Raw genomic sequence first — 26,599 nt, 5'->3', positions numbered from 1 at the left:
GCGGGGGAGGGTTGGGGCTGCAGAGCAGCCCCGGGGGTACTACTTGGAGGTCACGGTTTCAGCAGCGCTATCCTGCGACAGGCTATACACGTAAGCCGCCAGCAGGTGCACCTTGTCATTGCCCTGGATCTCTGCCTGCGCTGGCATCTGACCCTGGCGACCATAGCGGATGGTCTGCTGCAACTGGGCAAAACTCGACCCGTAGATGAACGCCTGCGGATGGGTCAGGTCAGGCGCGCCCATGGCGGGGGTACCCTTGGCCTCGGGCCCGTGGCAGGCCACGCAGTTGCCGGCGAAGATCTCCTTGCCCTTGGCCGCGTCAGCCTTGACCCCTTCCGGCAGGCTGCGGCCATCGAGGTTGGTCAGCACGAACGCGGCCACATCGGCCACGCCCTGCTCGCCAATCACCTCGGCCCAGGCTGGCATCACGCCGTGCCGGCCGTTCATGATCGAAGCCTTGATGGTCTCCGGCTCGCCACCCCAGCGCCAGTCCTGGTCGGTCAGGTTGGGGAAGCCATAGGCGCCCTTGGCGTCCGAGCCGTGGCACACCGAGCAGTTGGAGGCAAACAGGCGGCTGCCCATTTTCAATGCTTGCGGGTCCTTGGCCACTTCTTCCACTGGCATGGCCGCGTACTTGGCGAAGATCGGGCCGAACCTGGCGTCGGCCTTGTCCATTTCCTTCTGCCACTCATTGACCCCGGTCCAGCCGTTGTCATAGCCCGGCAGGATGCCTTTCCAGTTGCCCAGGCCCGGATAGAGGATCAGGTAGCCCACCGAGAACACCAAGGTGCCGACGAACAGCCAGAACCACCACTTGGGCAGCGGGTTGTCGTATTCCTCGATGCCATCGAAGCTGTGCCCCATGGTCTGGTCGGTGGTGTCGTTGGCCTGGCCCTTGCGGGTCGACAGCAACAGCCAGGTGAGGCCGATCAAGCTGCCGATGGTCAGTACGCTGATGTACGTACTCCAGAACGTGGTCATTGCCCGGAACTCCTCTTGGCAGCAGGTGCCTGCCCGGCAGGGGGCAGGTGGTCGTCGACGAAGGGCAGCAGGCGCGCTTCGGCGAAATCACGGTCGCGGCGGCGGTTGAATACCCAGAGTGAGAGGCCGATGAAGGCGATCATCACCACCAGGGTACCCAGGCCACGGATCATGCCGATGTCCATGTCCATCGCAGTTACCTCTTGTTCTTGATCGCGGTGCCGAGCACCTGCAGGTAGGCGACCAGCGCGTCCATCTCGGTCTTGCCCTTGACTGCGTCACGGGCACCGGCGATGTCCTCGTCGGTGTACGGCACGCCGAGGGTGCGCAGGGTGCGCATCTTGGTTTCGGTGTGGCTGTTGTCGACCTGTTCGGCGACCAGCCACGGGTAGGACGGCATCTTCGACTCAGGCACCACGTTGCGCGGGTTGTACAAGTGCGCGCGGTGCCAGTCGTCGGAGTAGCGCCCGCCCACGCGGGCCAGGTCCGGGCCGGTGCGCTTGGAGCCCCACAGGAACGGGTGGTCCCACACGCTTTCACCGGCTACCGAGTAGTGGCCATAGCGTTCGGTCTCGGCACGGAACGGGCGGATCATCTGCGAGTGGCAGCCCACGCAGCCTTCGCGGATATAGATATCGCGGCCTTCCAACTGCAGCGCGGTGTAGGGCTTCATGCCTTCGACCGGCTTGTTGGTAACGTCCTGGAAGAACAGCGGGACGATCTGGGTCAGCCCGCCGATGCTGACGGCAAACACCATCAGCAGCGCCATCAGGCCGATGTTTTTCTCGATGACTTCGTGTTTCATCAGGCGTGTCTCCTCAGGCCAGCTGGGCGTTCGCAGGGGCGGCGTCAGTGGCCGGCGCGCGTACCGTGCGCCAGGTGTTCCAGGCCATCAGGAACATGCCACTGAGGAAGATCGCACCGCCGACGAAGCGCACGATGAAGCCAGGGTGGCTGGCCACCAGGGTTTCGACGAACGAGTAGGTGAGCGTGCCGTCGCTGTTGACCGCGCGCCACATCAGGCCCTGGGCGATGCCGTTGACCCACATCGAGGCGATGTACAGCACGGTGCCGATGGTCGCCAGCCAGAAGTGCGCGTTGATCAGGCCGATGCTGTGCATCTGCTCTTTGCCGAACACTTTCGGGATGGTGTGGTACAGCGCGCCGATCGAGATCATCGCCACCCAGCCGAGGGCGCCCGCGTGGACGTGGCCGATGGTCCAGTCGGTGTAGTGCGACAGGGCGTTGACCGTCTTGATGGCCATCATCGGGCCTTCGAAGGTGGACATGCCGTAGAACGCCAGCGACACCACCAGGAAGCGCAGGATCGGGTCGCTGCGCAACTTATGCCAAGCCCCGGAGAGGGTCATCATGCCGTTGATCATGCCGCCCCAGCTCGGTGCCAGGAGGATCAGCGACATCACCATGCCCAGCGACTGCGCCCAGTCGGGCAGCGCGGTGTAGTGCAGGTGGTGCGGGCCGGCCCAGATGTACAGGGTGATCAGTGCCCAGAAGTGCACGATCGACAGGCGATAGGAATACACCGGGCGCTCGGCTTGCTTGGGCACGTAGTAGTACATCATTCCCAGGAAGCCTGCGGTCAGGAAGAAGCCCACCGCGTTGTGGCCGTACCACCACTGGACCATGGCATCGGTGGCGCCGGCATAGACCGAGTACGACTTGGTCAGGCTGACCGGCAGCTCGAGGTTGTTGATGATGTGCAGCATCGCCACGGTCAGGATGAATGCCCCGAAGAACCAGTTGCCGACGTAGATATGCTTGGTGTTGCGCTTCATCAGCGTGCCGAAGAACACGATGGCGTAGCAGACCCAGACGATGGTGATCAGGATGTCGATCGGCCATTCCAGCTCGGCGTATTCCTTGGAGCTGGTGTAGCCCAGCGGCAGGCTGATGGCTGCGAGCAGGATCACCAGTTGCCAGCCCCAGAAGGTGAACGCGGCCAGTTTTGGTGAGAACAGGGTGGTCTGGCAGGTGCGTTGCACCGAATAATACGAGGTGGCGAACAGCGCACAGCCGCCGAAGGCGAAGATCACCGCATTGGTATGCAGGGGGCGCAGGCGGCCAAAGCTGGTCCAGGGGAGGTCGAAGTTGAGGGACGGCCAGGCGAGCTGGGCGGCGATGAAGACGCCGAGCCCCATCCCGACGATTCCCCACACCACCGTCATGATGGCGAATTGGCGGACCACCTTGTAGTTGTAGGCGGTACTGCTGGTTGTGTTCATGTATGGGTTCCCATCCACGGTTATTGGCAGGCTATAGAGCGAGGCAAGCATGATTAATGGGCAAAGTGCCGGTATTGACGGGGATCAATGGGCGAAGGTCGGAAATGTCCCAGGCTTGCGCTGCGATCCTCCGCAAATTCAAGGGGATGAGGGCTACAAAGGCTGCCTGATCCTGGCCCACGGCGCCGGTGCGCCGATGGACAGCGGGTTCATGAACGAGATGGCGCAAAGGCTTGCGGCGCTTGGGGTGGGGGTGATTCGCTTCGAGTTCCCGTACATGGCCGAACGCCGTGTGAACGGTGGCAAGCGGCCGCCCAATCCGCAGAAGGTTCTGCTGGAGTGCTGGCGCGAGGTATACCGGCAGGTGCGACCTTTGGTCGCGGGCACATTGGCCATTGGCGGCAAGTCCATGGGCGGGCGCATGGCCAGCCTGGTGGCGGACGAGCTTGGGGTGGACGCACTGGTTTGCCTGGGGTATCCGTTCTATGCGGTGGGCAAACCGGAGAAACCCAGGGTCGAGCACCTGGCGGGGCTGAAGACGCCGACCTTGATCGTGCAGGGCGAGCGCGATGCGTTGGGTAATCGTGAGGCGGTGGCGGGGTATGCGCTGTCACCAGCGATCGAGGTGAGCTGGCGGGTGGCGGGGGATCATGACCTGAAGCCGTTGAAGGCTTCGGGGTTCAGCCATGCCCAGCATATGCAGGCGGCGGCCGAGCAGGTGGCGGAATTCTTGTTGAGATAGTGCTGGCCTCTTCGCGGGGCAAGCCCGCTCCCACAGATACCTGACTGAGCCTGAGTACAGTGGGGTACTTGTGGGCGCGGCCCCGCGAAGAGGTCGATGCAGGCTATCGCTTAGTCGCGGTACTCGCACAGGTAAGCAGTGTCCACCGCTACCTTCAGCTGGAACTTGCTGTCAGCGGCAACATTGAATTTGTCGCCCGCGTTGAAGGTTTCCCAGTTGTCGCTACCCGGCAGCTTGACGGTCAATGCGCCGGAAACCACATGCATGATTTCGCGCTTGGCAGTGCCGAACTCGTATTCGCCCGGTGCCATCACACCCACGGTGGCCGGGCCTTCTTCGCCCGCGAATGCGATCGACTTGACGGTGCCGTTGAAGTACTCGTTGACCTGGAACATGGGCGACTCCTGAAAAGAGGGGATGAAAAAGCGCTGGCCAGTATGCCCAAGGCCATCCCCGTCGTCATCTGCTTTCAGGTGCCCTTGGCCGGCAGGCTCAAGGGCAGCAGCCGCGCCGTGTTGCGCGCATCTTCCAGGGCCCGGTGCTGCTGCCCGCAGAAGTGCATGCCAGCCAGTTGCAAGGCACCATTGAGGCCCGTCGGCCGCTGCAGGTGGCGGGCCTTGGCGAAGCGCTGCTTGAGGTTGATGTGCGGCACGCTGCGCAGCAGGCTGTCGAGCCCGTGCTGCTGCCATTCCTGAAGCAGTTGCTGGCGGTCGTAGTCACCCCAGCTGACCCACGCCTGCAACTGCCCGCGGTGGTGCCCCAGCCAGTGCTCGAACCGCGCCCACACCTCGGGGAAGGCCGCAGCGCTGTCGACGCTGGCCTGGCTGATGTGCGTCAGTTCACGGCAGAACGGCGTCAGTTGCGGCCGTCGCCTGGGCCGCACGAAGCGCTGGAAGTGGTCGACTTCGCGGCCTTCGCGGGTCACCAGGCTTGCGCCGATTTCTATGATTTCCATCTCTGTGACCGGCCATCCACCATCGTCGGTGGTGGCTTCCAGGTCGATCACCAACCAATGGCCCATACCAGGCTCCCTTGCAGATCCTGCTAGAGCGTAGCCAATGTCGGGCCTTACGGCACCCCCTGGCAATTTGCCGCCTGCTTTGGCGCAAAGGCCAGCGACCAGCTGTTGTGCCCTGCCCGGAAAACGCCTAGCTTAGGCGCAACCAGGTACGAACCTTGATGAGTGTACGTCTTGACTTCAGCGTCCGGCCCAAAGGCCTTGTCCACTCTGCTGTTGCTGGCCGCTTTCTGGTTGGCGGTACCAGGCTGGGCTGGCGACGCGATCGAAGTGAAGATTGGTGCCGCGCATTTCCCGCCTTACACCGTTCGCCCCGAACAGGGGGCCGATACGGGTCTGTTGCCACAATTGATCGACGCCCTTAACCGCTCCCAGCAGGGCTACCACTTTGTCTTGGTGCCCACCTCCATTCAGCGGCGCTTTGGTGATTTGCAGCAGGGCCGCACCGACATGGCGGTCTTCGAGAACCCACAGTGGGGCTGGCAGCAGATTGCCCACCAGACAGTGGACATGGGCCTGGAAGATGCCGAAGTGTTCGTCGCCGCCAAGGCCAATGGCCGCGACCCGCATTACTTCGATGAGCTGCGCGGCAAGCGCCTGGCGCTGTTCAACGGTTACCACTATGCGTTCGCCAGCTTCAACGCCGACCCGGACTACCTGCGCAAAGCCTTCAATGCGACGCTGACCTATTCCCACGACAGCAACCTGCTGATGGTGCAGGCCGGCCGCGCCGACATCGCCCTGGTCACCCGCTCTTACCTCAGCGACTTTCTCGACCGTAACCCGGGCAGCCAGGCGCAACTGGTTGCCTCGCAGCGTATTGACCAGGTCTATCACCACTACGCCTTGCTGCGCCCCGGCGCGCCCATCGGTGAACAATCATTTGCGGCCTTGATGCGTGCCCTGCGCGAGAACGGTGAGCTGACGCGTATCTTTCAGCCCTACCGGATCACGGTACAGGCACCGCGCGACTAAATTCCCGTGCAGCGACAACGTTTTCAACAGTGTGCCTTCTCTTCATTTTCGTGAGCCAAGACCATGCCGTTCGATGCCGCTTCGCAGCCACTGTCAGCGCCACGCTGGCGCACCCTCAGCGCCGATGAGGGCGAGAGCTGGCTGAGCCTGACCCTTGCCGGTCGCCCGTTGATCCAGCTGCGCCTGGCCCAGGGCGCGGCCCTTGAGGTGCACCTTGAAAGCCTTTGCCCAGAGCGCCCTTACCAGGCGTTGTGGGCTGCCTGCTATTGGCTGCTGGCACGCGATGTCGCCCGCCAGCGCCTGGCCTGGCACTTGCCCGAGGTGCTGTCCGAAGCCCTCGTCAGCGGCCTGTTGGTGCCCGGCGAACAGGCGGGCGTGTACCTGTGCGAACGTACGTTGTTCTGGCAGTTGCCCCAACCCTGGCTTGGCGAGTCGATCGCCGGGGTGTACCCCCAGCAGATGCAGATCAGCAACGGCAAGCGCCACCCGCGCCGGGCGCCCAAGCCGCGTGGCGAAGTGTACCGACGTTTCGATGCACGCCTGGGCAGCTGGGTATCGCTGCGTACCCTGGAGATCGATCAGGACCTGGAACGCTTCAATCGCTGGCAGAACACCCCGCGGGTCGACAAGTTCTGGCAGGAGGGCGGCACCTTGCAGCAGCACCATGAATACCTGGCAAAGCTGCAAGCCGACCCGCATACCCTCACCTTGATCGGCTGTTTCGACGACGAGCCGTTCGCCTACTTCGAAGCGTACTGGGCCAAGGAAGATCGCATTGCGCCGTTCTACGCGGCCGATAATTACGACCGCGGCATCCACATGCTGGTGGGGGAGGAGGCGCACCGTGGGCCGCACAAGGTGGCCAGCTGGTTATCGGCGCTGGTGCACTACCTGTTCCTCGATGACCCGCGCACTCAGCGGGTGGTGGCCGAGCCGCGTGCGGACAACGGCAAGATGATCGGCTACATGCACGACCAGAGCTTCCATTGCGAGAAGGAATTCGATTTCCCGCACAAGCGCGCGGCGCTGATGATTCTGGGGCGGGAGCGGTTTTTCGATCGGTGCACGCTGGTCTGAAAGTGCTGGGGGGCACTGCGCCCCCAACACGCAAAAATTCAAACCTGACGGTTAGCCGTCTTGCGGCAATGCACCAAGGCGTCGCGGATCATGAAGTTGACCAAGGTCGGCGACACGCCCAGTTCCTTGGCGATGTCTTTCTGCGGCACGCCGTGCAAACGGTACATCTCGAACGCGTAACGGGTGCGCTGTGGCAGCTCGTTCAATGCTTCGGCAATGTCATCGAGGGCGGCAAGGTTGATGTGCGTGGCTTCGGGCGAGGCGTTCTGGATGACCACGTTCAGGCCTTCCTCTTCGCTGCCGGAGTACTTCAGCTCCATCGCCTGTTTGCGGTAGTGGTCGATGGCCAGGTTGCGCACGATCTGGAACAGGTAGCTCAGCTGCGCCTTGAATGACGAGGTGATCTGCGGGGCGGCACTGAGCCGGAAGAATGCATCCTGCACCACGTCTTCCGCGCGTGAGCGGCAGCCGGTGATGCGCGCAGCAATCTTGACCAGAATGCTGCGATTGTCGACGAAGGCCTGGAGTAATGGTGAATCGCACTTACTTGTGGATAGTTGTTCCGCCATGGAAATCACCTTGTCACAGAGAGGGGGGGGAGGCACCCAACGTTGGGAAGCTTCCTGAGACGTGCGACAAGCTATTCAGAATGATAATGATTGTCAAATACGAAACGTAATTAGTATCTGTAAGTTTCGGTTCTAAGCAGCCCGCGTGAAACAGTTCACCTTTCGCCGTGCCTGCCACCGCGCAATCCGGTTAATTTCTTCCCCTGCCCATCCGTTCCCCTGTGTACATCCGGCCGCCGTGCGCTGCCCGCCGACGTTCGCGGAGCAGCCGGCCCGACTTCACCAGACACTGGCAGGAACACCCCATGACGGACGCCTTCGAACTCCCGCTCTCGCTGGTCCAGGCCCTCGCGCAACGCGCCGCGCAGACCCCGGACAAGATAGCCCTGCGCTTTCTGGCCGATGCTCCCGGCGAGCAGGCCGTGCTCAGCTACCGGGACCTGGACCGCCGCGCGCGCACCATCGCCGCTGCCTTGCAGGCCCGCGCAGGGTTCGGCGACCGTGCGGTGCTGCTGTTCCCCAGCGGCCCGGACTATGTCGCGGCGTTCTTTGGCTGCCTGTATGCCGGCGTCATCGCCGTGCCGGCGTATCCCCCAGAGTCCACGCGCCACCATCACCAGCAACGCCTGCTGTCGATCATCGACGATGCCGAGCCGCGCCTGCTGCTGACCGTGGTCGCGCTGCACGACAGCTTGCAGGGCTTGGACGCGCTGGCGGCGGCCAATGCCCCCGCGCTGCTGGCGGTGGATGGCCTTGACCCGGCCCTGGCCGATGCCTGGCAAGAGCCTGCCCTGGCCGGCGATGACATCGCCTTCCTCCAGTACACCTCAGGTTCCACCGCGCTGCCCAAGGGCGTGCAGGTCAGCCATGGCAACCTGGTGGCCAACGAGCAGTTGATCCGTCACGGTTTCGGCATCGATGTGAACCCCGACGACGTCATCGTCAGCTGGCTGCCGCTGTACCACGACATGGGCCTGATCGGCGGCCTGCTGCAGCCGATCTTCAGCGGCGTGCCCTGCGTGCTGATGTCGCCCGGCTACTTCCTCGCCCGGCCACTGCGCTGGCTGCAGGCAATCAGCGAATACGGCGGCACCATCAGCGGCGGCCCCGACTTCGCCTACCGCCTGTGCAGCGAGCGGGTCAGCGAGGCCTCCCTGGCGGGGCTTGACCTGCGCCGCTGGCGCGTGGCCTATTCCGGCTCCGAACCGATCCGCCAGGACAGCCTGGCGACCTTCGCCGACAAGTTCCAGGCCTGTGGCTTCGACCCGCACAGCTTCTTCGCCAGTTACGGCCTTGCCGAGGCGACCCTGTTCGTCAGCGGCAGCCGCCGCGGCCAGGGCATCGGCGCGCTGGAGGTGGATGCCGAGGCCTTCGCCGCCAACCGCGCCGAACCTGGTAGCGGCAGTGTGCTGATGAGCTGTGGCTACCCGCAGCCAGGGCATGCGGTGCGCATTGTCGAGCCGCAGCGCCTGGAAGTGCTGGGCGACAACTTGGTTGGTGAGGTCTGGGCGGGCGGCCCGAGCATCGCCTTGGGCTACTGGCGCAACCCCGAGGCCAGCGCCCGCACTTTCGTCGAAATGGACGGCCAGACCTGGCTGCGCACCGGCGACCTGGGTTTCATGCGCGATGGCGAAGTGTTCGTTACCGGGCGCTTGAAAGACATGCTCATCGTCCGCGGCCAGAACCTCTACCCGCAAGACCTGGAAAAAACCCTGGAGCGCGAAGTCGATGTGCTGCGCAAAGGCCGCGTAGCGGTGTTTGCCGTGGACCATCAGGGCGAGGAGGGCATCGGCGTGGCGGTGGAAGTCAGCCGCAATGTGCAAAAAGCCGTCGAGCCTCAGGCGCTGATCAAGACCTTGCGCCAGGTCATCGCCGACGCCTGCCGCCAGGCGCCGGCCGTGGTCCTGTTACTCAACCCGGGCGCACTGCCCAAGACCTCCAGCGGCAAGCTCCAGCGCTCGGCCTGCCGCCAGCGCATGGACGATGGCAGCCTGGACTGTTACGCGCGCTTCCCGGAGGCCAGCGAGCAGCACCCAAGCGGCGCGCCGGCCGGCGACCTGCAGGCGCGCATCGCCGCTGTGTGGCGTGATGTGCTCAAGGTCGAAGCCGTGGCGGCGGACGATCACTTCCTGTTGCTGGGCGGCAACTCCATCGCGGCCACCCAGGCCACGGCGCGCCTGGCCGATGAACTGGGCATCAACCTGAGCCTGCGCACCCTGTTCGAAGCCCCGCTGCTGGGTGAGTACAGCGCCACTGTGGCGGCGATCGTTGCCGAAGGCGGGGCACAATCGGCCGGCATCGCCACCCTCGAGCGTGACCAGTCGCTGCCGCAATCACTGGCACAGAACCGCCTGTGGCTGCTCTGGCAACTCGAGCCGCAATCGGCGGCCTACAACATTCCGGCCGGCCTGCACCTGCGCGGTGAGCTGGACGTCGTTGCACTGGAGGCGACCTTCCAGGCCCTGGTCGCGCGCCATGAATCCTTGCGCACGGTCTTCAGCGAAGAGGACGGCCAGGCCCGGCAGCGGATCCTGGCACAGCAGCCGTTCAGCCTGCATCGCCTGGACCTCGAAGGCCAGGCGCCCGCGCAGGTTGCAGCATGCCGCGAGGAAGAGGCCCAGCAGCCGTTCGACCTTGGCCAAGGCCCCTTGCTGCGCGTGACCCTGGCGCGCCTGGACGATGACGAGCATCAGCTGTGGGTGACCCTGCACCACATCGTCGCCGATGGTTGGTCGCTGAACATTCTGCTCGACGAATTCGCCAGGCTGTACGCTGCGCACTGCCAAGGCCATGCAGCCGACCTGGCGCCCCTGCCGCTGGGTTACGCCGACTACGGCACCTGGCAGCGGCAATGGCTGGCCGACGGTGAAGCCGAACGCCAGTTGCACTACTGGAAGGCCAAGCTGGGCGATGCGCTGCCGGTGCTCGACCTGTGCACCGACCAGCCCCGCGCCAGCCAGCGTGACAAACGTGCGGCACGTTACAACCTGAAAGTGCCGGCCAAACTGACCGAGGCGCTCAAGGGCCTGGCCCGCGAGCAGCAGGCGAGCCTGTTCATGGTGCTGCTGGCCGGCTGGCAAGGTGTGCTGCACCGCTACAGCGGCCAGGCAGACATCCGTGTCGGCGTGCCCAATGCCAACCGCCCGCGCCTGGAAACCCAGGGCCTGGTCGGCTTCTTCATCAACAGCCAGGTGCTGCGTGCGCAGCTGCATGGCCGCTTGCCCTTCGAGCAACTGCTGGCCCAGGCACGCCAAACCACCCTCGAGGCCCAGGCCAACCAGGACCTGCCTTTCGAGCAGCTCCTCGAAGCCCTGCCAGAAGCCCGCGAACAGGGCCTGTTCCAGGTCATGTTCAACCATCAGCAGCGCGACCTTTCGGCCTTGCGCCGCTTGCCTGGCCTGCTTGCCGAAGAGCTGCCCTGGCACAGCCGCGAAGCCAAGTTCGACCTGCAGTTGCACAGCGAAGAGGACCATCAAGGCCGCCTGACGCTGGCCTTCGACTATGCCGCCGAGCTGTTCGAGGCCAGTACCGTCAAGCGCCTGGCCGCGCACCTGCTGGCGTTGCTGGAGCAGGTCTGCGCCCAGCCGCACTTGGCGCTGGGCGAGGTGCAACTGCTCGATGAGCACAGCCGTGCGCAGGTGCTCGGCTGGGGCCAGGCAGCCGCCGCGGCGCCCGAGCGCCTGCTGGTCGAACAGCTCAACGAGCAGGCTCGGCTGACCCCGCAGCGCATTGCGCTGGCCTGGCAGGGTGGCAGCCTCGACTATGCCGAGCTGCACCAGCAGGCCAACCGCCTTGCCCATTACCTGCGTGACAAAGGCGTTGGCCCCGACACCTGCGTGGCCATCGCCGTCGAGCGGTCGCCGCAGTTGCTGGTCGGCCTGCTGGCCATCCTCAAGGCCGGCGGCGCCTACGTGCCGCTGGACGTGGACTACCCGGCCGAGCGCCTGGCCTACATGCTCGGCGACTGCAACGCCAGCCTGCTGCTGAGCCACAGCGCCTTGCTGGGCAAGCTGCCGCAGGTCGAAGGTGTCAGCGCCATCGCCCTGGACCAGCTGCACCTGGACAGCTGGCCCAGCCATGCCCCAGGCCTGCACCTGCACGGCGACAACCTGGCCTATGTGATCTACACCTCGGGTTCCACCGGCCAGCCCAAGGGCGTGGGTAATACCCATGCCGCCCTGGCCGAACGCCTGCAGTGGATGCAAGCCACCTATACGCTGAACGACGCTGATGTGCTGATGCAAAAAGCGCCTATCAGCTTCGACGTCTCGGTGTGGGAGTGCTTCTGGCCGCTGATCACCGGCTGCAAGCTGGTGCTGGCTGGCCCCGGCGAACACCGTGACCCCCAGTGCATCGCTGCGCTGGTGCAACAGCATGGCGTGACTACGCTGCATTTCGTGCCGCCGTTGTTGCAAGTGTTCGTGCAGGAGCCGCAGGCCGCAGCCTGCACCAGCCTGCGCCGGCTGTTCTCCGGGGGTGAGGCATTGTCCGCGACCCTGCGTGACCGTGTGCTGCAAGTGCTGCCCCAGGTGCAGTTGCACAACCGCTACGGCCCGACCGAAACCGCCATCAACGTCACCCACTGGCACTGCCAGGCCGGAGACGGCGAGCGTTCGCCGATTGGCCGCCCGCTGGGCAACGTGCTCTGCCGCGTGCTGGACGATGAGCTGGAACTGACTGCCCCGGGCGTGCCGGGTGAGTTGTACCTGGGCGGCGCGGGCCTGGCCCGTGGCTACCTGGGCCGCCCGGGCCTCACCGCCGAGCGCTTCGTGCCCCAGGCCGACGGTGACGGCCAGCGCCTGTACCGCAGTGGCGACCGTGCCCGCTGGCAAACCCAGCTCCAGGCGCTGGAATACCTCGGACGCCTCGACCAGCAGGTGAAGGTTCGCGGTTTTCGCGTCGAGCCTGAAGAGGTTCAGGCGTGCCTGTTGGCGCAGCCTGGTGTCGAGCAGGCGCTGGTGCTGATCCACAAGGATGCGCTGGGTGCACAGCTGGTCGGCTACTACAGCGGCGCGGCCGAGCCTGCCACCCTGTTGGCCGCTCTGGCCGAGCAACTGCCGGCCTACATGGTGCCGGCGCAGCTGATCGCGCTGGCGCACATGCCCTTGGGCCCGAGCGGCAAGGTCGATCGCAAGGCGCTGCCAGCCCCTGTGTGGCAGCAGCGCGAGCATGTGGCGCCGCAGAGTGCGTTGCAGCAACAGGTGGCGGCGATCTGGTGTGAGGTCTTGAACCTGCCGCGTGTCGGCCTGCAGGACGACTTCTTCGCCCTCGGCGGCCATTCGCTGCTCGCCACCCAGATCGTTTCGCGAACCCGCCAGGCGTGCGATGTCGAACTGCCGCTCAAAGTCCTGTTCGAAGCCAGCGAGCTGGGCGCCTTCTGCGCCGAGATCGCGCGCATCCGAGATGCCGGCGAGCGTAACCTGCAAGGCGAGATCGCCCACGTCGACCGCCGCCAGGCCGTGCCGTTGTCGTACTCGCAACAGCGCATGTGGTTCCTCTGGCAGATGGAGCCAGACAGCCCCGCCTACAACGTCGGCGGCATGGCGCGCCTGCGTGGCACCCTGCACGTGGACGCCTTCGAGCGGGCGTTGCAGGCCCTGATCGTGCGCCACGAAACCCTGCGCACCACCTTCCCCAGCATCGACGGCGCAGCGTACCAGTGCGTGGCCGAAGACAGCGGCTTGCAGCTTGGCTGGCACGACTTCAGCGCCTTGCCCGCCGAGGCCCGCGAGCAACGCCTGCAACAGCTGGCAGACGACCAGGCGCACCAGCCGTTCGACCTGGAGCGCGGGCCACTGCTGCGCGCCTGCCTGGTCAAGGCCCAGGAGCGTGAGCACTACTTTGTGCTGACCTTGCACCACATCGTCACCGAAGGCTGGGCCATGGACATCTTCGCCCGCGAGCTGGGCGAGCTGTACGAAGCCTTCGTCGATGATCGCGCGTCGCCCCTGGCGCCGCTGCCGGTGCAATACCTGGACTACAGCGTGTGGCAACGGCACTGGCTGGAAAGCGGCGAAGGCGCGCGCCAGTTGGCCTACTGGAAAGCCCGCCTGGGCGATGAGCACCCGGTGCTGGCATTGCCCACCGATCGCCCGCGCCCGGCAGTGCAGAGCCACCGTGGCGAGCTGTACCGCTTCGAGCTCGACCCGGCGCTGGTGGCCCGTGTGCATGCCTTCAACAGCCAGCGTGGGCTGACCCTGTTCATGACCATGACGGCCACCCTGGCGGCCTTGCTGCACCGCTACAGCGGCCAGCGTGACCTGCGCATCGGTGCCCCGGTGGCCAACCGCATCCGCCCGGAAAGCGAGGGGCTGATCGGCGCCTTCCTCAACACCCAGGTACTGCGTTGCGAGCTGGATGGCCAGATGACCGCCGCCGCACTGCTGGAGCAGATGCGCCAGGCCGCCATCGAAGGCCAGTCGCACCAGGACCTGCCGTTCGACCAGTTGGTCGAAGCCCTGCAACCGCCGCGCAGCAGCGCCTACAACCCGCTGTTCCAGGTCATGTGCAACGTCCAGCGCTGGGCGTTCCAGCAAAGCCGGGAGCTGGCCGGCATGCAGGTCGACTACCTGGTCAACGACGCCAGCGCCACCAAGTTCGACCTGTACTTGGAAGTCACTGACCTCGATGGCCGCCTGGGCTGCTGCCTGACCTACAGCCGTGACCTGTTCGACGTGCCGCGCATCGCGCGCATGGCTGAACACTGGCAGCAACTGCTGGCCGGCCTGCTGGACGACCCGCAACAGCGGCTGTGCGAGCTGCCGATGCTGAGTGCCAGCGAGCAGCAGGTGCTGGTTGGCCAGTTGCAGGGCGCGCAGCATGGCGCGCTCGACCAGACCTTGCACGGCCTGTTCGCCGCCCAAGCTTCACGCACGCCGCACGCGCTGGCGCTGACCTTCGCCGGCCAGCACCTGAGCTACGCCGAGCTGGACCAGCAGGCCAACCGCCTGGCCCGCGCCCTGCGCGAGCGCGGGGTCGGCCCGCAGGTGCGCGTCGGCCTGGCCCTGGAACGTTCGCTGGAAATGGTCATCGGCTTGCTGGCGATCCTCAAGGCGGGCGGTGCCTATGTGCCGCTCGACCCGGAGTACCCGCTCGACCGCTTGCGCTACATGATCGAAGACAGCCGTATTGGCCTGCTGCTCGGCCAGCGCGCGCTGCTCGAAACCCTCGGCGAGCTGCCTGAAGGTGTGGCCCGCTGGAGCCTGGAGGACGATGCGTCCAGCTTGTCGGCCTTCAGCGATGCCGCGCTGGATAACCTCAACCTGCCGCAACATCAGGCCTACCTGATCTACACCTCGGGCTCGACCGGCAAGCCCAAGGGCGTAGTGGTCAGCCACGGTGAAATCGCCATGCATTGCCAGGCCGTGATCGAGGCCTTCGGCATGCGCAGCGACGACTGCGAGCTGCACTTCTATTCGATCAACTTCGACGCCGCCAGCGAGCGCTTGCTGACGCCGCTGCTGTGCGGTGCCCGCGTGGTGATCCGCGCCCAAGGCCAGTGGGGCGCTGAAGAGATCTGCCAACTGGTGCGTGAGCAGCAGGTGAGTATTCTTGGCTTCACCCCAAGCTACGGCAGCCAGTTGGCCCAGTACCTGGCGGGGCAGGGCGAGCAGTTGCCGGTGCGCCTGGTGATCACCGGCGGTGAAGCGTTGACCGGCGAGCACCTGCAGCGCATTCGCCAGGCGTTCGCGCCGCAGCAGTTCTTCAATGCCTACGGCCCGACCGAAACCGTGGTCATGCCGCTGGCCTGCCTGGCCCCGCAAACGCTGTCGGCCGACATGGGCAGCGTGCCGATCGGCCGGGTGATTGGCGCCCGCAGCGCCTACATCCTCGACGAAGACCTGGCCCTGTTGCCACAAGGCGGTATCGGCGAGCTGTATGTCGGTGGTGCCGGCCTGGCCCAGGGGTATCACGACCGCCCGGGGCTGAGCGCCGAGCGCTTCGTCGCCGACCCGTTCTGTGCCGAGGGTGGCCGGCTGTACCGCACCGGTGACCTGGTCCGCCTGGGCACCGATGGCTTGGTCGAGTACGTCGGCCGTGCCGACCAGCAGGTGAAAATTCGCGGCTTCCGTATCGAGCTGGGCGAAATCGAAAGCCGCCTGCAGGCGCATGCCGAGGTCGACGAGGCCGTGGTGCTGGCCCTCGACCTGCCGGGTGGCAAGCAACTGGTTGGCTACCTGGTGTGCAAGCAGGCCGGTGCCAGCAGTGAGGCTCAGGCCGTGTTGCGCGAAGCGGTCAAGGCCGATGCCCGCCAGCACCTGCCGGACTACATGGTGCCCGCTCACCTGGTCCTGCTCGACAGCTTGCCGCTGATGGGCAACGGCAAACTCGACCGCCGCGCACTGCCGTTGCCGGACCTGGAGCAGGCGCGCCAGCATTACCAGGCGCCGAGCAATGAGGTGGAAGCGCAGCTGGCGCAGGTGTGGTGCGATGTGCTCAACCTTCCCCGCGTCGGTGTGCAGGACAATTTCTTCGAACTGGGTGGCGACTCGATCCTGTCGATCCAGGTGGTCAGCCGTGCCCGCCAGTTGGGCCTGCAGTTCACCCCGCGCGATCTGTTCCAGCACCAGACCATCCAGACCTTGGCCACCGTGGCCAGCCTGAGCGCCGCGCCAACTGGCATCGAGCAAGGCCTGCGCCAGGGGCACAGCGGCCTGACGCCGATCCAGCACTGGTTCTTCGACAGCGAGGTGGCCCAGCCTCAGCACTGGAACCAGGCAGTGCTGCTGCAGGCGCGCCAGCCACTGGACGCTGTGGCACTGGAGCAGGCCCTGGCCGCGCTGGTGCAGCACCACGACAGCCTGCGCCTGCGTTTCAGCCAGGCCAGTGGCCGCTGGCAGGCCGAGTACGCCCAGCCTGCCCCTCAGCAGTTGCTGTGGGCCGCGACAGTCGCCGACTTCGATGACTGCCAGGCGTTGTACACCGACCTGCAGCGCAGCCTCGACCTGGAACAAGGCCCGCTGCTGCGCGCCTTGCTGGTGACGGACGGGCAGGGCAGCCAACGCCTGCTGCTGGCCATCCATCACCTGGTGGTCGACGGTGTGTCGTGGCGTGTGCTGCTCGAAGACTTGCAGGCGCTGTACCGTGGCCAGCCGCTGGCGGCCAAGACCCATGCCATGGACGACTGGGCTGCGCGCCTGGCCAGCTATGCCGGCAGCGACTCGCTGCGCGACGAACTGGACTGGTGGCACGGCCAGCTTGGCGCTGTGCGCCACGAACTGCCGTGTGATCACCCGCAGGGTGGCAACCTGCACCGCCACGCCCGGACCCTGGCCATCGGCCTCGATGCAGAGCAGACCCGCCAGTTGCTGCAACAGGCGCCGGCGGCCTACCACACCCAGGTCAACGACCTGCTGCTGACGGCCCTGGCCCGTACCTTGTGCCGCTGGAGTGGTGACGCTGAAGTGCTGGTGCAGCTTGAAGGCCACGGCCGCGACGGGCTGTTCGAAGACATGGACCTGACCCGCAGCGTGGGCTGGTTCACCAATGCCTACCCGTTGAGCCTGCGCCCGGTGCTGGGTGAAGACGAGGCCGCGCGCGCCAGCTCGATCAAACGGGTCAAGGAGCAACTGCGCCAGGTGCCGCACAAAGGCCAGGGCTATGGCGTGCTGCGCTACCTGGCCGACGAGGCCGGGCGTGAACGCATGGCCGCGCTGCCGCAGGCACGCATCACCTTCAACTACCTGGGGCAGTTCGACCAGCAGTTTGACGCCGACGCGCTGTTCCAGCCGCTGGATGCAGCGGCGGGCCTGGCCCATGACCTCGATGCAGCGCTGCCCAACTGGCTGAGTGTCGACGGCCAGGTCTATGCCGGCGCCCTGCAGTTGCGCTGGACCTACAGCAGCGAACGCTACGATGAGCAGACCATCGCCACCCTGGCCGAAGGCTACCGCCGGGAGCTGCTGGCGCTGGTCGGCCATTGCCTGGCCGACGGCAGCGGCAGCTTCACGCCGTCTGACTTCCCGTTGGCGCACCTGACCCAGGAGCAGATCGACAGTTTGCCGGTCGCCGCCGCCGAGATCGACGACGTCTACCCGCTGACGCCGATGCAGGAAGGCATGCTGCTGCACACCCTGCTGGAGCCGGGCACCGGCATCTACTACATGCAGGACCGTTACCGCATCAACAGTGCGCTCGACCCCGACCGCTTCGCCCAGGCCTGGCAGGCGGTGGTGGCGCGGCATGAGGCACTGCGCGCATCGTTCAGCTGGAACGCCGGCGAGGCGATGCTGCAGATCATCCACAAGCCAGGCAAGACTGCCGTGGATTATCAGGACTGGCGCGGCCTCGACGACAGCGCCCAGGAAGCGCGCCTGCAAAGCCTGCACAAACAGGAGCGCGAGGCCGGTTTTGACCTGCTCTGTGAAGCACCCTTCCACCTGCGCCTGGTGCGGGTTGCCGATGCGCGCTACTGGTTCATGATGAGCAATCACCACATCCTGATCGATGCCTGGTGCCGCTCGTTGCTGATGAACGACTTCTTCGAGGTCTACCAGGCCCTTGGCGAAGGCCGCCAGGCCCAGCTGCCGGTGCCGCCCCGTTACCGCGACTACATCAGCTGGCTGCAACGCCAGGACCTGGACGAGGCACGCCAGTGGTGGCGGGCCAACCTGGCCGGCTTCGAGCGGGCCACCGCGGTCCCCAGTGACCGCCCGTTGCGTCACGACCACGCCGGTGACGGGATGGTCGTCGGCGACTGCTACACCCGCCTGCAGGTCAGTGACGGGGTGCGCTTGCGTGAACTGGCCCAGGCCCATCAGCTGACCATCAACACCTTCGCCCAGGCGGCCTGGGCCCTGGTGCTGGCGCGCTACAGCGGCGACCGCGACGTGGCCTTCGGGGTCACTGTGGCCGGGCGCCCGGTGAGCATGCCGCAGATGCAGCGCACCGTCGGGCTGTTCATCAACAGCATCGCCTTGCGCGTGCAACTGCCGGCGGCAGGCGAGCGCCGCAGTGTACGCAGCTGGCTGCAAGGCTTGCTCGAGCACAACATGCAAGTGCGCGAATATGAGTACCTGCCGTTGGTGGCGATTCAGGAATGCAGCGAGCTGCCCAAGGGCCAGCCGCTGTTCAACAGCCTGTTCGTGTTCGAGAACGCGCCGGTGGAAACTGCGGTGCTCGACCATGCCCAGCACCTCAACGCCAGCTCGGACTCGGGCCGTACCCACACCAACTTCCCGTTGACGGCAGTGTGCTATCCGGGTGATGACCTGGGCCTGCACCTGTCGTTCGACCAGCGCTACTTCGACTACCCGACCGTCGAGCGTCTGCTGGCCGAGTTCAAGCGCCTGTTACTGGCGCTGGTACAAGGCTTTGAAGGGGAGGTGAGCGAGCTACCGTTGCTGGGCGCCGAGGAGCAACGCTTTTTGCTGGACGACTGCAACCGTACCGAGCGGGCTTATCCGCTGCAGCAGAGCTACGTCACGCAGTTCGAAGCACAGGTTGCGGCGCACCCGGAACGTACTGTGGCCCGCTGCCTGGAGGCCTCCTACGACTACGCCGGGCTGAACCTGGCGGCTAACCGCCTGGGTCATGCCTTGATTTCGGCCGGTGTAAAGGTGGACCAGCCGGTGGCGCTGCTGGCCGAGCGAGGGTTGCCGCTGCTGGGCATGATAGTCGGCAGCTTCAAGGCGGGCGCCGGCTACCTGCCGCTGGACCCGGCGCTGCCGGCTGCGCGCCTGCAAAGCATCATCCAGCTCAGCCGTACGCCGGTGCTTGTGTGCAGCGCGGCCTGTGCCGAGCAAGGTCAGCAGTTGCTGGGTGAGTTGGACGTTGCGGCACGACCACAATTGCTGGTGTGGGAAGACATCCAGGCCAGCCAGGTTGCCAGCCACAACCCAGGCATCCACAGTGGCCCGGACAACCTTGCCTATGTGATCTATACCTCGGGCTCGACCGGCCAGCCAAAAGGGGTAATGGTCGAGCAGCGCGGCATGCTCAACAACCAGCTGAGCAAGGTGCCTTACCTGGCCCTGAGCGAACAGGACGTGATTGCCCAGACCGCGTCGCAGAGCTTCGATATTTCGGTCTGGCAGTTCCTTGCCGCACCGTTGTTCGGCGCCAGGCTGGAGATCGTGCCCAATGCCATCGCCCATGATCCGCAGGGCCTGCTGGCGCATGTGCAGGCCACCGGCATCACCGTGCTGGAGAGCGTCCCGTCGCTGATCCAGGGCATGCTGGCCAACGATCATCAAAGCCTTGATGGCCTGCGCTGGATGCTGCCAACTGGCGAGGCGATGCCGCCGGAGCTGGCCGCGCAATGGCTGCAGCGTTACCCGGCGATCGGCCTGGTCAATGCCTACGGCCCGGCGGAGTGTTCGGACGATGTTGCGTTCTTCCGCGTCGATGTCGAGTCGACCCGCGGCAGCTACCTGCCGATTGGTACGCCGACCGACAACAACCGCCTGTACCTGTTCGGCGAAGACCAGACCTTGGTGCCATTGGGTGCGGTCGGCGAGCTGTGTGTCGCCGGCACCGGTGTGGGCCGTGGTTATGTCGGTGACCCTGTGCGGACGGCCATGGCCTTCATCCCGCACCCGCATGGCGCACCGGGCGAGCGCCTGTACCGCACTGGCGACCTGGCGCGGCAACGTCCGGACGGTGTGCTGGAATACGTGGGCCGCATCGATCACCAGGTGAAGATCCGTGGCTACCGTATCGAGCTGGGCGAGATCGAAGCGCGCCTTCACGAGCAGCCAGAGTTGCGCGATGCCGCGGTGGGCGTGCAGGAGGGCGTCAACGGCAAGCACCTGGTCGGCTACCTGGTGGCGCATCAGGGCGTCAGCGCCGATGCGGCGTTACTCGAACAGGTCAAGCAGCGCCTGCGCGCTGTGCTGCCGGAGTACATGGTGCCCTTGCACTTGGGCTGGTTCGACAGCCTGCCGCACAACGCAAACGGCAAGCTCGACCGCAAGGCGCTGCCGGCCATTGACATCGGTGGCCAGCACAGCCAGGCCTATGAGGCGCCGCGTGACGAGCTGGAAACGGTGCTGGCAGGCATCTGGGCCGACGTGCTCAAGGCCGAACGGGTGGGGGTGCACGACAACTTCTTCGAGTTGGGTGGGCATTCATTGCTGGCGACGCAGATTGCCTCGCGGGTGCAGAAGCAATTGCAGCTCAATGTGCCGCTGCGGGCGATGTTCGAGTGCAGCACCGTGGCGGAGTTGGCGGTGTACGTGCAGGGGCTGCAGGGCAGTGCGCTGGATGATGACAAGGTTGACCGGCTTAGTGACCTGATGGCGGAGCTGGAGGGGTTGTAGGGGTTTTGGGTAGGCCGTGAGTTTTGTTGGGCGGCGCAGATCGAGCGCCGCCCGCGCGGCGCTCGATCTGCGCCGCCACCTTATACCCACGGCATGCACTACCGCTTCCCGAGAATCTTCCCAAGCATCTCCGGGCGCGGCGCCCCTTGCTGGCTCTGCAGGTTGCCCTGCTCATCCTGATAGAAGATCGCCGGGGTTGCTTGCAACCCCATTTCCTCCATCAACGCCATGTTCCCTTCCAGCTGCTTCTGCACCGCCTCTGGCACCTTCTCCAGCGCCTTGAGCGAACTGGCCTTGCCGGCCTTCTCGTGCTGTGCCAGCGCCTTGGCCGGGTCCTTGGCCGCCAGCAACGCCGCCGACTTGCCCGGGCTGTCCTCGCGAATGATGCCGACCATGATATGGCGCAATTGCACCTTGCCCGATTCCACCCATGGCCGCGCCTGCTGCCAGAACATATTGCAGTACGGGCAGTTGGGGTCGCTGAACAGGTAGACGATGCGCGGCGCATCGGCCTTGCCATCGGCGATCCAGGCGGTTTTTTCCATCTTCGCCCAGATGGCCTTGCTCATCGGCCCGTAGACCAGCTTGTCCAACGGAGCGGCGCTGAGGTCCTGGCCTTGTTCGTCGAACAGGCTGCCGACCAGCACATGCTTGCCGTCAGGTGTCAGGTACAGGGCGATGCCGTTGTTCTGGTACTCGGCGGCATAACCGCGCAGGCCATCGGGGGCATCGAAGCTGCCCTTGATCGCGGCGCCCTTGGCTTGCAGTTGCTGGATCGCCTTGGGCAGCGCTTCTTCGGCGTGCAGCGGCGGGGTGGCCAGCAGGGCCAGGGACAGGGGCAGCAGTGCAGTCAATCGCATGTCAGTTTCCTTGTGCGGCAGGGGTGGGCGCGGCGGCCCGGTCGAAAGGTTCCAGGGCGTGGCGCAGGCTGGCCCGTGACAGCTCGCCTAGGTGGCTGCCGATCAGCCGCCCGTTACTGTCGTAGAACAGCGTGGTAGGCAGGGCCATCGAGCCGACCCGCTGGGCCAGTTGGCCGGCGCCGTCGAACAGCACGTGGGTCAGGCTCAGGCCGGTGGTGGCGAGGAAAGTGCTGACGTTCTCGGGCGTCTCACCCTGGTTGACGAAGAGGAAGGTTACGTGGGGGTAGTCACCTTGGGCCTGTTGCAGCACCGGCATTTCGCGCCGGCAGGGCGGGCACCAGGTGGCCCAGATGTTGATGACCAGTGGCTTGCCACGATAGCTGTGCAGCGCCACGGGCTGCCCGCCGGCGTTGCGCAGGCTCAGCTCAGGCAGCTCGGTGCCTTTGCTGTACAGGTGGCCGCCCAGGCTGCTGAGGCCCCAGAACAGCGCACCGCTGAACAAGGCCCAACCCAGAGGACGGCGCAGGCCCGGGTGTCGCCAGCCTTGCCAGAGCGCACCGAGCACGATGCCGGCAAGGCCGGACCAGAACAGGAAGCCGCCGTCGCGGATGTCGATGACTTGCACCAGGTCATCGCGGTACATCGGCCAGTAGGCTACGACGAAGCCCAGGCGCGCGCACAGCACGCCAATCAGAAACAGGTTGAAGAGTGCCGACTCCGGGCTTTCGCCGCCGCGGCGGGCGACCCACCAGCCGACCACACTGGCGATCACCAGGGCAGTGAGCATCAGCAGGTGGTTGAGGGCCATGGTCAATGGCCCGAGGGTTACGGTCAGCATCAGCCTTGGCTCCTGGTCTGGGTCCAGTGTTGCAGGAACGCGGCAGCATCCACTTCACCGGTGATGCGTCGCGCACGGCGTTCGTCGCCTTCCGGGCCGACCCAGATGATGCTGGGCGGGCCGGGTACCTGGTAGCGTTGCAGCAGTGCCTGGCTGGCCGGGGTGTTGGCAGTGACGTCCAGGCGCAGCAGGTGCACGCCCGCCAGGCTGGCGTGTACGTCGGCACGGGCGAAGACCTTTTTTTCCATGACCTTGCACGACACGCACCAGTCGGCATAGTAGTCGAGCATCACCCATTGGCCACGGGCCTTGGCGGCGTCCAGCTCTCGTTGCAGGTCTTCGGGGCGGCTGACGGTCACGAATGCATCCTCTGCCGGTTGCACCGCCGCAGGCCCGCTACCCCCGGCGAACGGCCGCAAGGGTTGCCAGAGGTCATCGCCCCCGGCCGCTGCACCGACCAGCAACAGCCCGCCCCACAGCGCGCCCAGCAAAGGCAGCGCGCGCAGCGCAGGCATACGCTGCAGGGCCGGCCACGCGGCCCAGGCCAAGGCGATCAGCCAGGCGCCGCTCAGGGCCAGCAGCAGGGCCTGTGGCAGCAGGCTGCGCAGGGTATACAGGGCCATGGCCAGGAACACGAAGCCGAACACGCCCTTGACCAGGTTCATCCACGCACCTGGGCGCGGCAGGTAGCGATTGCCCAGCGTGACCAGCAACAGCAGCGGCACGCCCATCCCCAGGCCAAGGCTGAACAGCACCAGCGCGCCCTGCAGCACGTCGCCGCTCTGGGCGATGTACAGCAGCGCCCCGGCCAGCGGTGCGGTCATGCACGGGCCGAGCAGCAGGCCGGAGAGCGCCCCGAGCAGCGCGGCACCGTACAGGTTGCCGCCACGGGTACCTTGCCCGGCGCGGTCGAGACGGTCGCGCAGGGCGGCGGGCAGTTGCAACTCGAAGGCGCCGAACATCGGCAGCGCCAGCACCACGAACAATGCCGCCAGGCTGCCCAGCAGCCAGGGTTGCTGCAACCAGGCCTGCAGGCTGGCGCCGAGCAGCGCCGCCACCACGCCCAGGGCGGCATATACCAAGGCCATGCTCAGCACGTACACCCCGGCCAGCAACCAGCCGCGTCGGGCGCTGGCGCCATTGCCGAGCACCAGCCCGGCGAGAATCGGCAGCATCGGCAGCGAGCAGGGGGTGAAGGCCAGCAGCAGGCCAAGGCCGAAGAAGGCCAGCAGGCCCCACGCCAGGTTGCCCTGCTGCAGGTTGCTGGCCAGGGCCTGGTCGCTGGCCTGATCGGCGGCAGGGGCCACGCTGCCACCCAGGTCGATGGCGGTGGTCTGCGGCGGGTAGCACAGGCCGGCGTCGGCACAGCCCTGCCAGCCCAGGTGCAACTGGCCTTTTGCGTTGGCAGGGATCAGCAGTTCGAGCTGGTCGCGGTACACCGCACTGTCGCCGAAGAATTCGTCATGGTGGTTGAGTGCCGGCGGCAACTGCGGCTGCTGCTCGGCGGGCAGGCCGTCGAACTTCAGGCGCTTCTGGTAGAGGTAGTAGCCTTGCTTGATCTGGAAGAACAGACGCATCTGGCCATCGGCCTGGCGGTCATGGCTCAGCACAAAGGCCTGGTTGACCGGCAGGAAGTCGGGTTTGACGTCGAACGGATTGGCTTGCAGGGGGCCGGCCAGCAGCAGTGTCAGGAACAGAAAGAGGGCACGCATGTCTTCGCCTTGGCAGTACGTTGAAGTGGGCCATGCTGGCCTGGGTCGATTAACCCAAGGTTAACCCGGTCCTACATCCCCCCAAACGCACGCGCCAGGTCCATAATCTTCACTTAATCCACCCGTGGTGCAGTATCTGCCTCACCTAACCCGGAGCTCCACCATGCACGTTCTGCTCTGCGAGGACGATGACCTGATCGCCAGCGGCATCTGCGCCGGCCTCACCGCCCAGGGCTTGACCGTGGACCGGGTCGCCAATGCTGCGGGTGCACGGGCGATGCTCCAGGCGGCGCAGTTCGATGTGATGATCCTCGACCTCGGCCTGCCCGATGAAGACGGCCTCAAGCTGCTGCGGCGCCTGCGTCAGCAGGGCGAGAGCCTGCCGGTGCTGGTGCTCACGGCACGCGATGCGGTCACCGACCGGGTCGATGGCCTGCAGGCCGGCGCCGACGACTACCTGCTCAAGCCGTTCGACCTGCGGGAGCTGGCGGCGCGCCTGCACACCTTGCTGCGCCGTGTGGCCGGGCGGGCGGTGAATGCCATCGAGCACGGCCCGCTGCGTTATGACCCCAGCAGCTGCGAAGCGACCCTGGCCGGCCAGCCGGTCGACCTTTCCCGCCGTGAGCAGGCGCTGCTCCAGGCCCTGCTGCAGAACCCAGGGCGGGTGCTGTCCAGCGAACAGTTGAAAGATTGCGTGTACGGCTTCAGTGACGAGGTCGAGAGTAACGCCCTCAATGTGCATATTCACCATTTGCGCCGCAAGCTCGGTAACAGCATCGTCGAAACCGTGCGTGGCCTGGGCTACCGGCTTGGCCCTGCGCAGGCACCGAAGGAGGTCGTGCCATGAGCCTGCGGGTACGCCTGAGCCTGATCCTGGGCAGTGCCTTCGTGATCATCTGGGTGCTGGCTGCCGCATGGATGCTGCGCGACCTGCGCCAGCAGATGATGTTTTCCCTCGACCAGCGCTTGGTGGCTTCGGCGCGCATGGTTGCCGGGCTGATCGACCAGTTGCCGCAACCCTTGGCGGCCAAGGGCGAGGATGCGCATTTTTCCGCCGACCAGTTCAGCGTGCCGGACGGCATGGCCTGCCAGGTGAGTTCACTGCGGGGCGAGATCCTGGCCAGCAACCACAAGCATGACGGGGCCATGGATGATCAGCGCAGCGGCTTCCGTGACCAGACCATCGACGATGCGTTGTGGCGTACGTTTACCTACAACCACGGTGATGTGCGCATCACCACCGCCGACCGCCACATGGAGCGCGAGGCCCTGAACCAGTCGATCCTGCTGGCAGCCTCGGCACCGGTGCTGATGGCGTTGCTCGGCAGCCTCGGCCTGTTGTGGATCGGCCTGGGCAAGGGCCTGGAGCCGCTCAATAGAATGCGCGACGCCCTGCGTCGGCGGCGTGCCGACAGTGTCGAGCCGTTGCAGGTGGCCGGCATGCCCAGCGAGCTGCAACCGCTGCTGGAAACCCAGAACCAGTTGTTCCTGCGCATTGCCCAGACCCTCGAACGCGAGCGGCGCCTGACCGATGACGCCGCGCATGAATTGCGCAGCCCGCTGACGGCGATCAAGACCCACCTGCAGGTGGCGCGCATGACCGATGGCGCGGTGCGCGAGCAGGCGCTGGAGCATGCCGAAGAAGGTGCCGACCGCATGCACCGCACGCTCGAGCAACTGCTGATGCTGGCGCGTGTCGAGGGCAGCCTGTCGTTCGAGGATGGCGTGCAGTGCAGCGCCGAGCAGGTCGCCCGGCAGGCGGTGCAGGATGCCGGTGGCGGCGACAACCGGCGGATCGTGCTGCGCCTGCCCGAGCAGGCCACGCAGATCTACCTGGGCATGCCCGCGCCGCTGGCGGTCGCGGCCTTGCGCAACCTGCTGGACAACGCCTTGCGCCACGGTGGCGAAAGCGCGGTGGAGCTGGAAGTGCAGATGGCTGATGGCCAGGTGGGCTTCATGGTGCGTGACCACGGGCCGGGGATTGCCGACGACGACTTGCAGCACCTGACCGAGCGGTTCTGGCGCAATGGCCAGAGTGGCGGGTGTGGGCTGGGCTTGGCGATCGTCCAGGCGATTGTCCAGCGTTGCGCCGGTAGCTTGCGTTTCGACAGCCGCAGCGATGGCTTGCGTGTGCTGTTGCAGGTGCCGGCGCGCCCGGGTCGTTGATTTTCCTGGCTTGGTGAACCAGATACAATGCCCAGGCATCACAACCCTGTACAAAAATCCCGCAGCAACCGCTAAATCCTCCCGGCGCTTAAGCGTTTCCCAAGCGACAACTACCCGCACACATCTGCTTACAGGGGCGTGGCGGGGCACTTTCGCTTG

At 65.8% G+C, this 26,599-nt stretch carries 16 protein-coding genes; 6 read left to right on the top strand and 10 right to left on the bottom strand.

The window, feature by feature from the left end:
- Positions 1–39: 39 nt before the first annotated feature.
- From ccoP to ccoN, 4 genes are read right to left on the bottom strand one after another with little or no spacing between them, the layout of a single operon-like run.
- Complete coding sequence (gene ccoP, locus HU770_RS06145) at positions 40–981, bottom strand: cytochrome-c oxidase, cbb3-type subunit III (RefSeq protein ID WP_033699343.1); 942 nt, start codon at positions 979–981, stop codon at positions 40–42.
- A complete protein-coding gene (locus HU770_RS06140) occupies positions 978–1,172 on the bottom strand; it encodes a cbb3-type cytochrome c oxidase subunit 3 (RefSeq protein ID WP_033699341.1) in 195 nt (64 codons plus the stop codon). The genes ccoP and HU770_RS06140 overlap by 4 nt, the downstream gene beginning before the upstream one ends.
- A 5-nt stretch (positions 1,173–1,177) precedes the next feature.
- Positions 1,178–1,786: a cytochrome-c oxidase, cbb3-type subunit II gene (ccoO, locus tag HU770_RS06135; RefSeq protein ID WP_033699340.1), complete on the bottom strand. Its 609-nt coding sequence runs from the start codon at positions 1,784–1,786 to the stop codon at positions 1,178–1,180.
- 13 nt (positions 1,787–1,799) lie between these two features.
- A complete protein-coding gene (gene ccoN / locus HU770_RS06130) occupies positions 1,800–3,224 on the bottom strand; it encodes a cytochrome-c oxidase, cbb3-type subunit I (RefSeq protein WP_027592920.1) in 1,425 nt (474 codons plus the stop codon).
- 49 nt (positions 3,225–3,273) lie between these two features.
- On the opposite strand from ccoN, the gene HU770_RS06125 reads away from it, so the two are divergent.
- Positions 3,274–3,966 carry an alpha/beta family hydrolase gene (locus tag HU770_RS06125; RefSeq protein ID WP_186663306.1) on the top strand — a complete coding sequence of 231 codons (693 nt, stop codon included), beginning with the start codon at positions 3,274–3,276 and terminating at the stop codon, positions 3,964–3,966.
- Positions 3,967–4,076: 110 nt separating this feature from the next.
- Here the strand turns inward: HU770_RS06125 and HU770_RS06120 are convergent, their stop codons facing one another.
- Positions 4,077–4,361, bottom strand: a complete 285-nt coding sequence (locus tag HU770_RS06120; RefSeq protein ID WP_033699336.1) for a pyrimidine/purine nucleoside phosphorylase — start codon at positions 4,359–4,361, stop codon at positions 4,077–4,079.
- 74 nt (positions 4,362–4,435) lie between these two features.
- Positions 4,436–4,987 carry an exonuclease domain-containing protein gene (locus HU770_RS06115; RefSeq protein WP_186657185.1) on the bottom strand — a complete coding sequence of 184 codons (552 nt, stop codon included), beginning with the start codon at positions 4,985–4,987 and terminating at the stop codon, positions 4,436–4,438.
- Positions 4,988–5,158: 171 nt separating this feature from the next.
- Between HU770_RS06115 and HU770_RS06110 the strand changes: the two genes are divergently transcribed.
- On the top strand, positions 5,159–5,959 hold the full coding sequence (locus HU770_RS06110; protein WP_186657186.1) for a transporter substrate-binding domain-containing protein: 801 nt from the start codon (positions 5,159–5,161) through the stop codon (positions 5,957–5,959).
- Positions 5,960–6,022: 63 nt separating this feature from the next.
- Complete coding sequence (locus tag HU770_RS06105) at positions 6,023–7,036, top strand: GNAT family N-acetyltransferase (RefSeq protein WP_186663305.1); 1,014 nt, start codon at positions 6,023–6,025, stop codon at positions 7,034–7,036.
- A gap of 38 nt (positions 7,037–7,074) precedes the next feature.
- Here the strand turns inward: HU770_RS06105 and HU770_RS06100 are convergent, their stop codons facing one another.
- Positions 7,075–7,605 (bottom strand): RNA polymerase factor sigma-70, encoded by a 531-nt coding sequence (locus HU770_RS06100; RefSeq protein ID WP_033699331.1) that lies wholly within the window; start codon positions 7,603–7,605, stop codon positions 7,075–7,077.
- A 305-nt stretch (positions 7,606–7,910) separates the two neighbouring features.
- Between HU770_RS06100 and HU770_RS06095 the strand changes: the two genes are divergently transcribed.
- Entirely contained in the window at positions 7,911–20,864 is a 12,954-nt protein-coding gene (locus HU770_RS06095) for a non-ribosomal peptide synthetase (protein WP_186663304.1), read from the top strand.
- Positions 20,865–20,962: 98 nt separating this feature from the next.
- On the opposite strand, the gene dsbG is transcribed toward HU770_RS06095, so the two are convergent.
- Genes dsbG through dsbD form a run of 3 tightly spaced genes read right to left on the bottom strand, consistent with a single transcriptional unit; the run spans position 20,963 to position 24,274 of the window.
- Entirely contained in the window at positions 20,963–21,724 is a 762-nt protein-coding gene (dsbG, locus tag HU770_RS06090; RefSeq protein ID WP_186663303.1) for a thiol:disulfide interchange protein DsbG, read from the bottom strand.
- A gap of 1 nt (position 21,725) precedes the next feature.
- Complete coding sequence (locus HU770_RS06085) at positions 21,726–22,562, bottom strand: TlpA family protein disulfide reductase (RefSeq protein ID WP_033699325.1); 837 nt, start codon at positions 22,560–22,562, stop codon at positions 21,726–21,728.
- Entirely contained in the window at positions 22,562–24,274 is a 1,713-nt protein-coding gene (gene dsbD, locus HU770_RS06080) for a protein-disulfide reductase DsbD (protein ID WP_186663302.1), read from the bottom strand. Before dsbD ends, HU770_RS06085 begins: the two co-directional genes overlap by 1 nt.
- A 163-nt stretch (positions 24,275–24,437) precedes the next feature.
- Between dsbD and HU770_RS06075 the strand changes: the two genes are divergently transcribed.
- Both HU770_RS06075 and HU770_RS06070 read left to right on the top strand, forming a co-directional pair.
- On the top strand, positions 24,438–25,121 hold the full coding sequence (locus tag HU770_RS06075) for a response regulator transcription factor (RefSeq protein WP_186663301.1): 684 nt from the start codon (positions 24,438–24,440) through the stop codon (positions 25,119–25,121).
- Complete coding sequence (locus tag HU770_RS06070; RefSeq protein ID WP_186663300.1) at positions 25,118–26,440, top strand: ATP-binding protein; 1,323 nt, start codon at positions 25,118–25,120, stop codon at positions 26,438–26,440. Before HU770_RS06075 ends, HU770_RS06070 begins: the two co-directional genes overlap by 4 nt.
- The last annotated feature ends 159 nt before the right edge of the window (positions 26,441–26,599 follow it).

Source organism: Pseudomonas sp. SWRI68 (assembly GCF_014269165.1).
In the GTDB taxonomy this organism is placed as follows: domain Bacteria; phylum Pseudomonadota; class Gammaproteobacteria; order Pseudomonadales; family Pseudomonadaceae; genus Aquipseudomonas; species Aquipseudomonas capeferrum.
The sequence above is the reverse complement of the archived record's forward strand: the minus strand, read 5'-3'. Positions and strand labels throughout refer to the sequence as shown.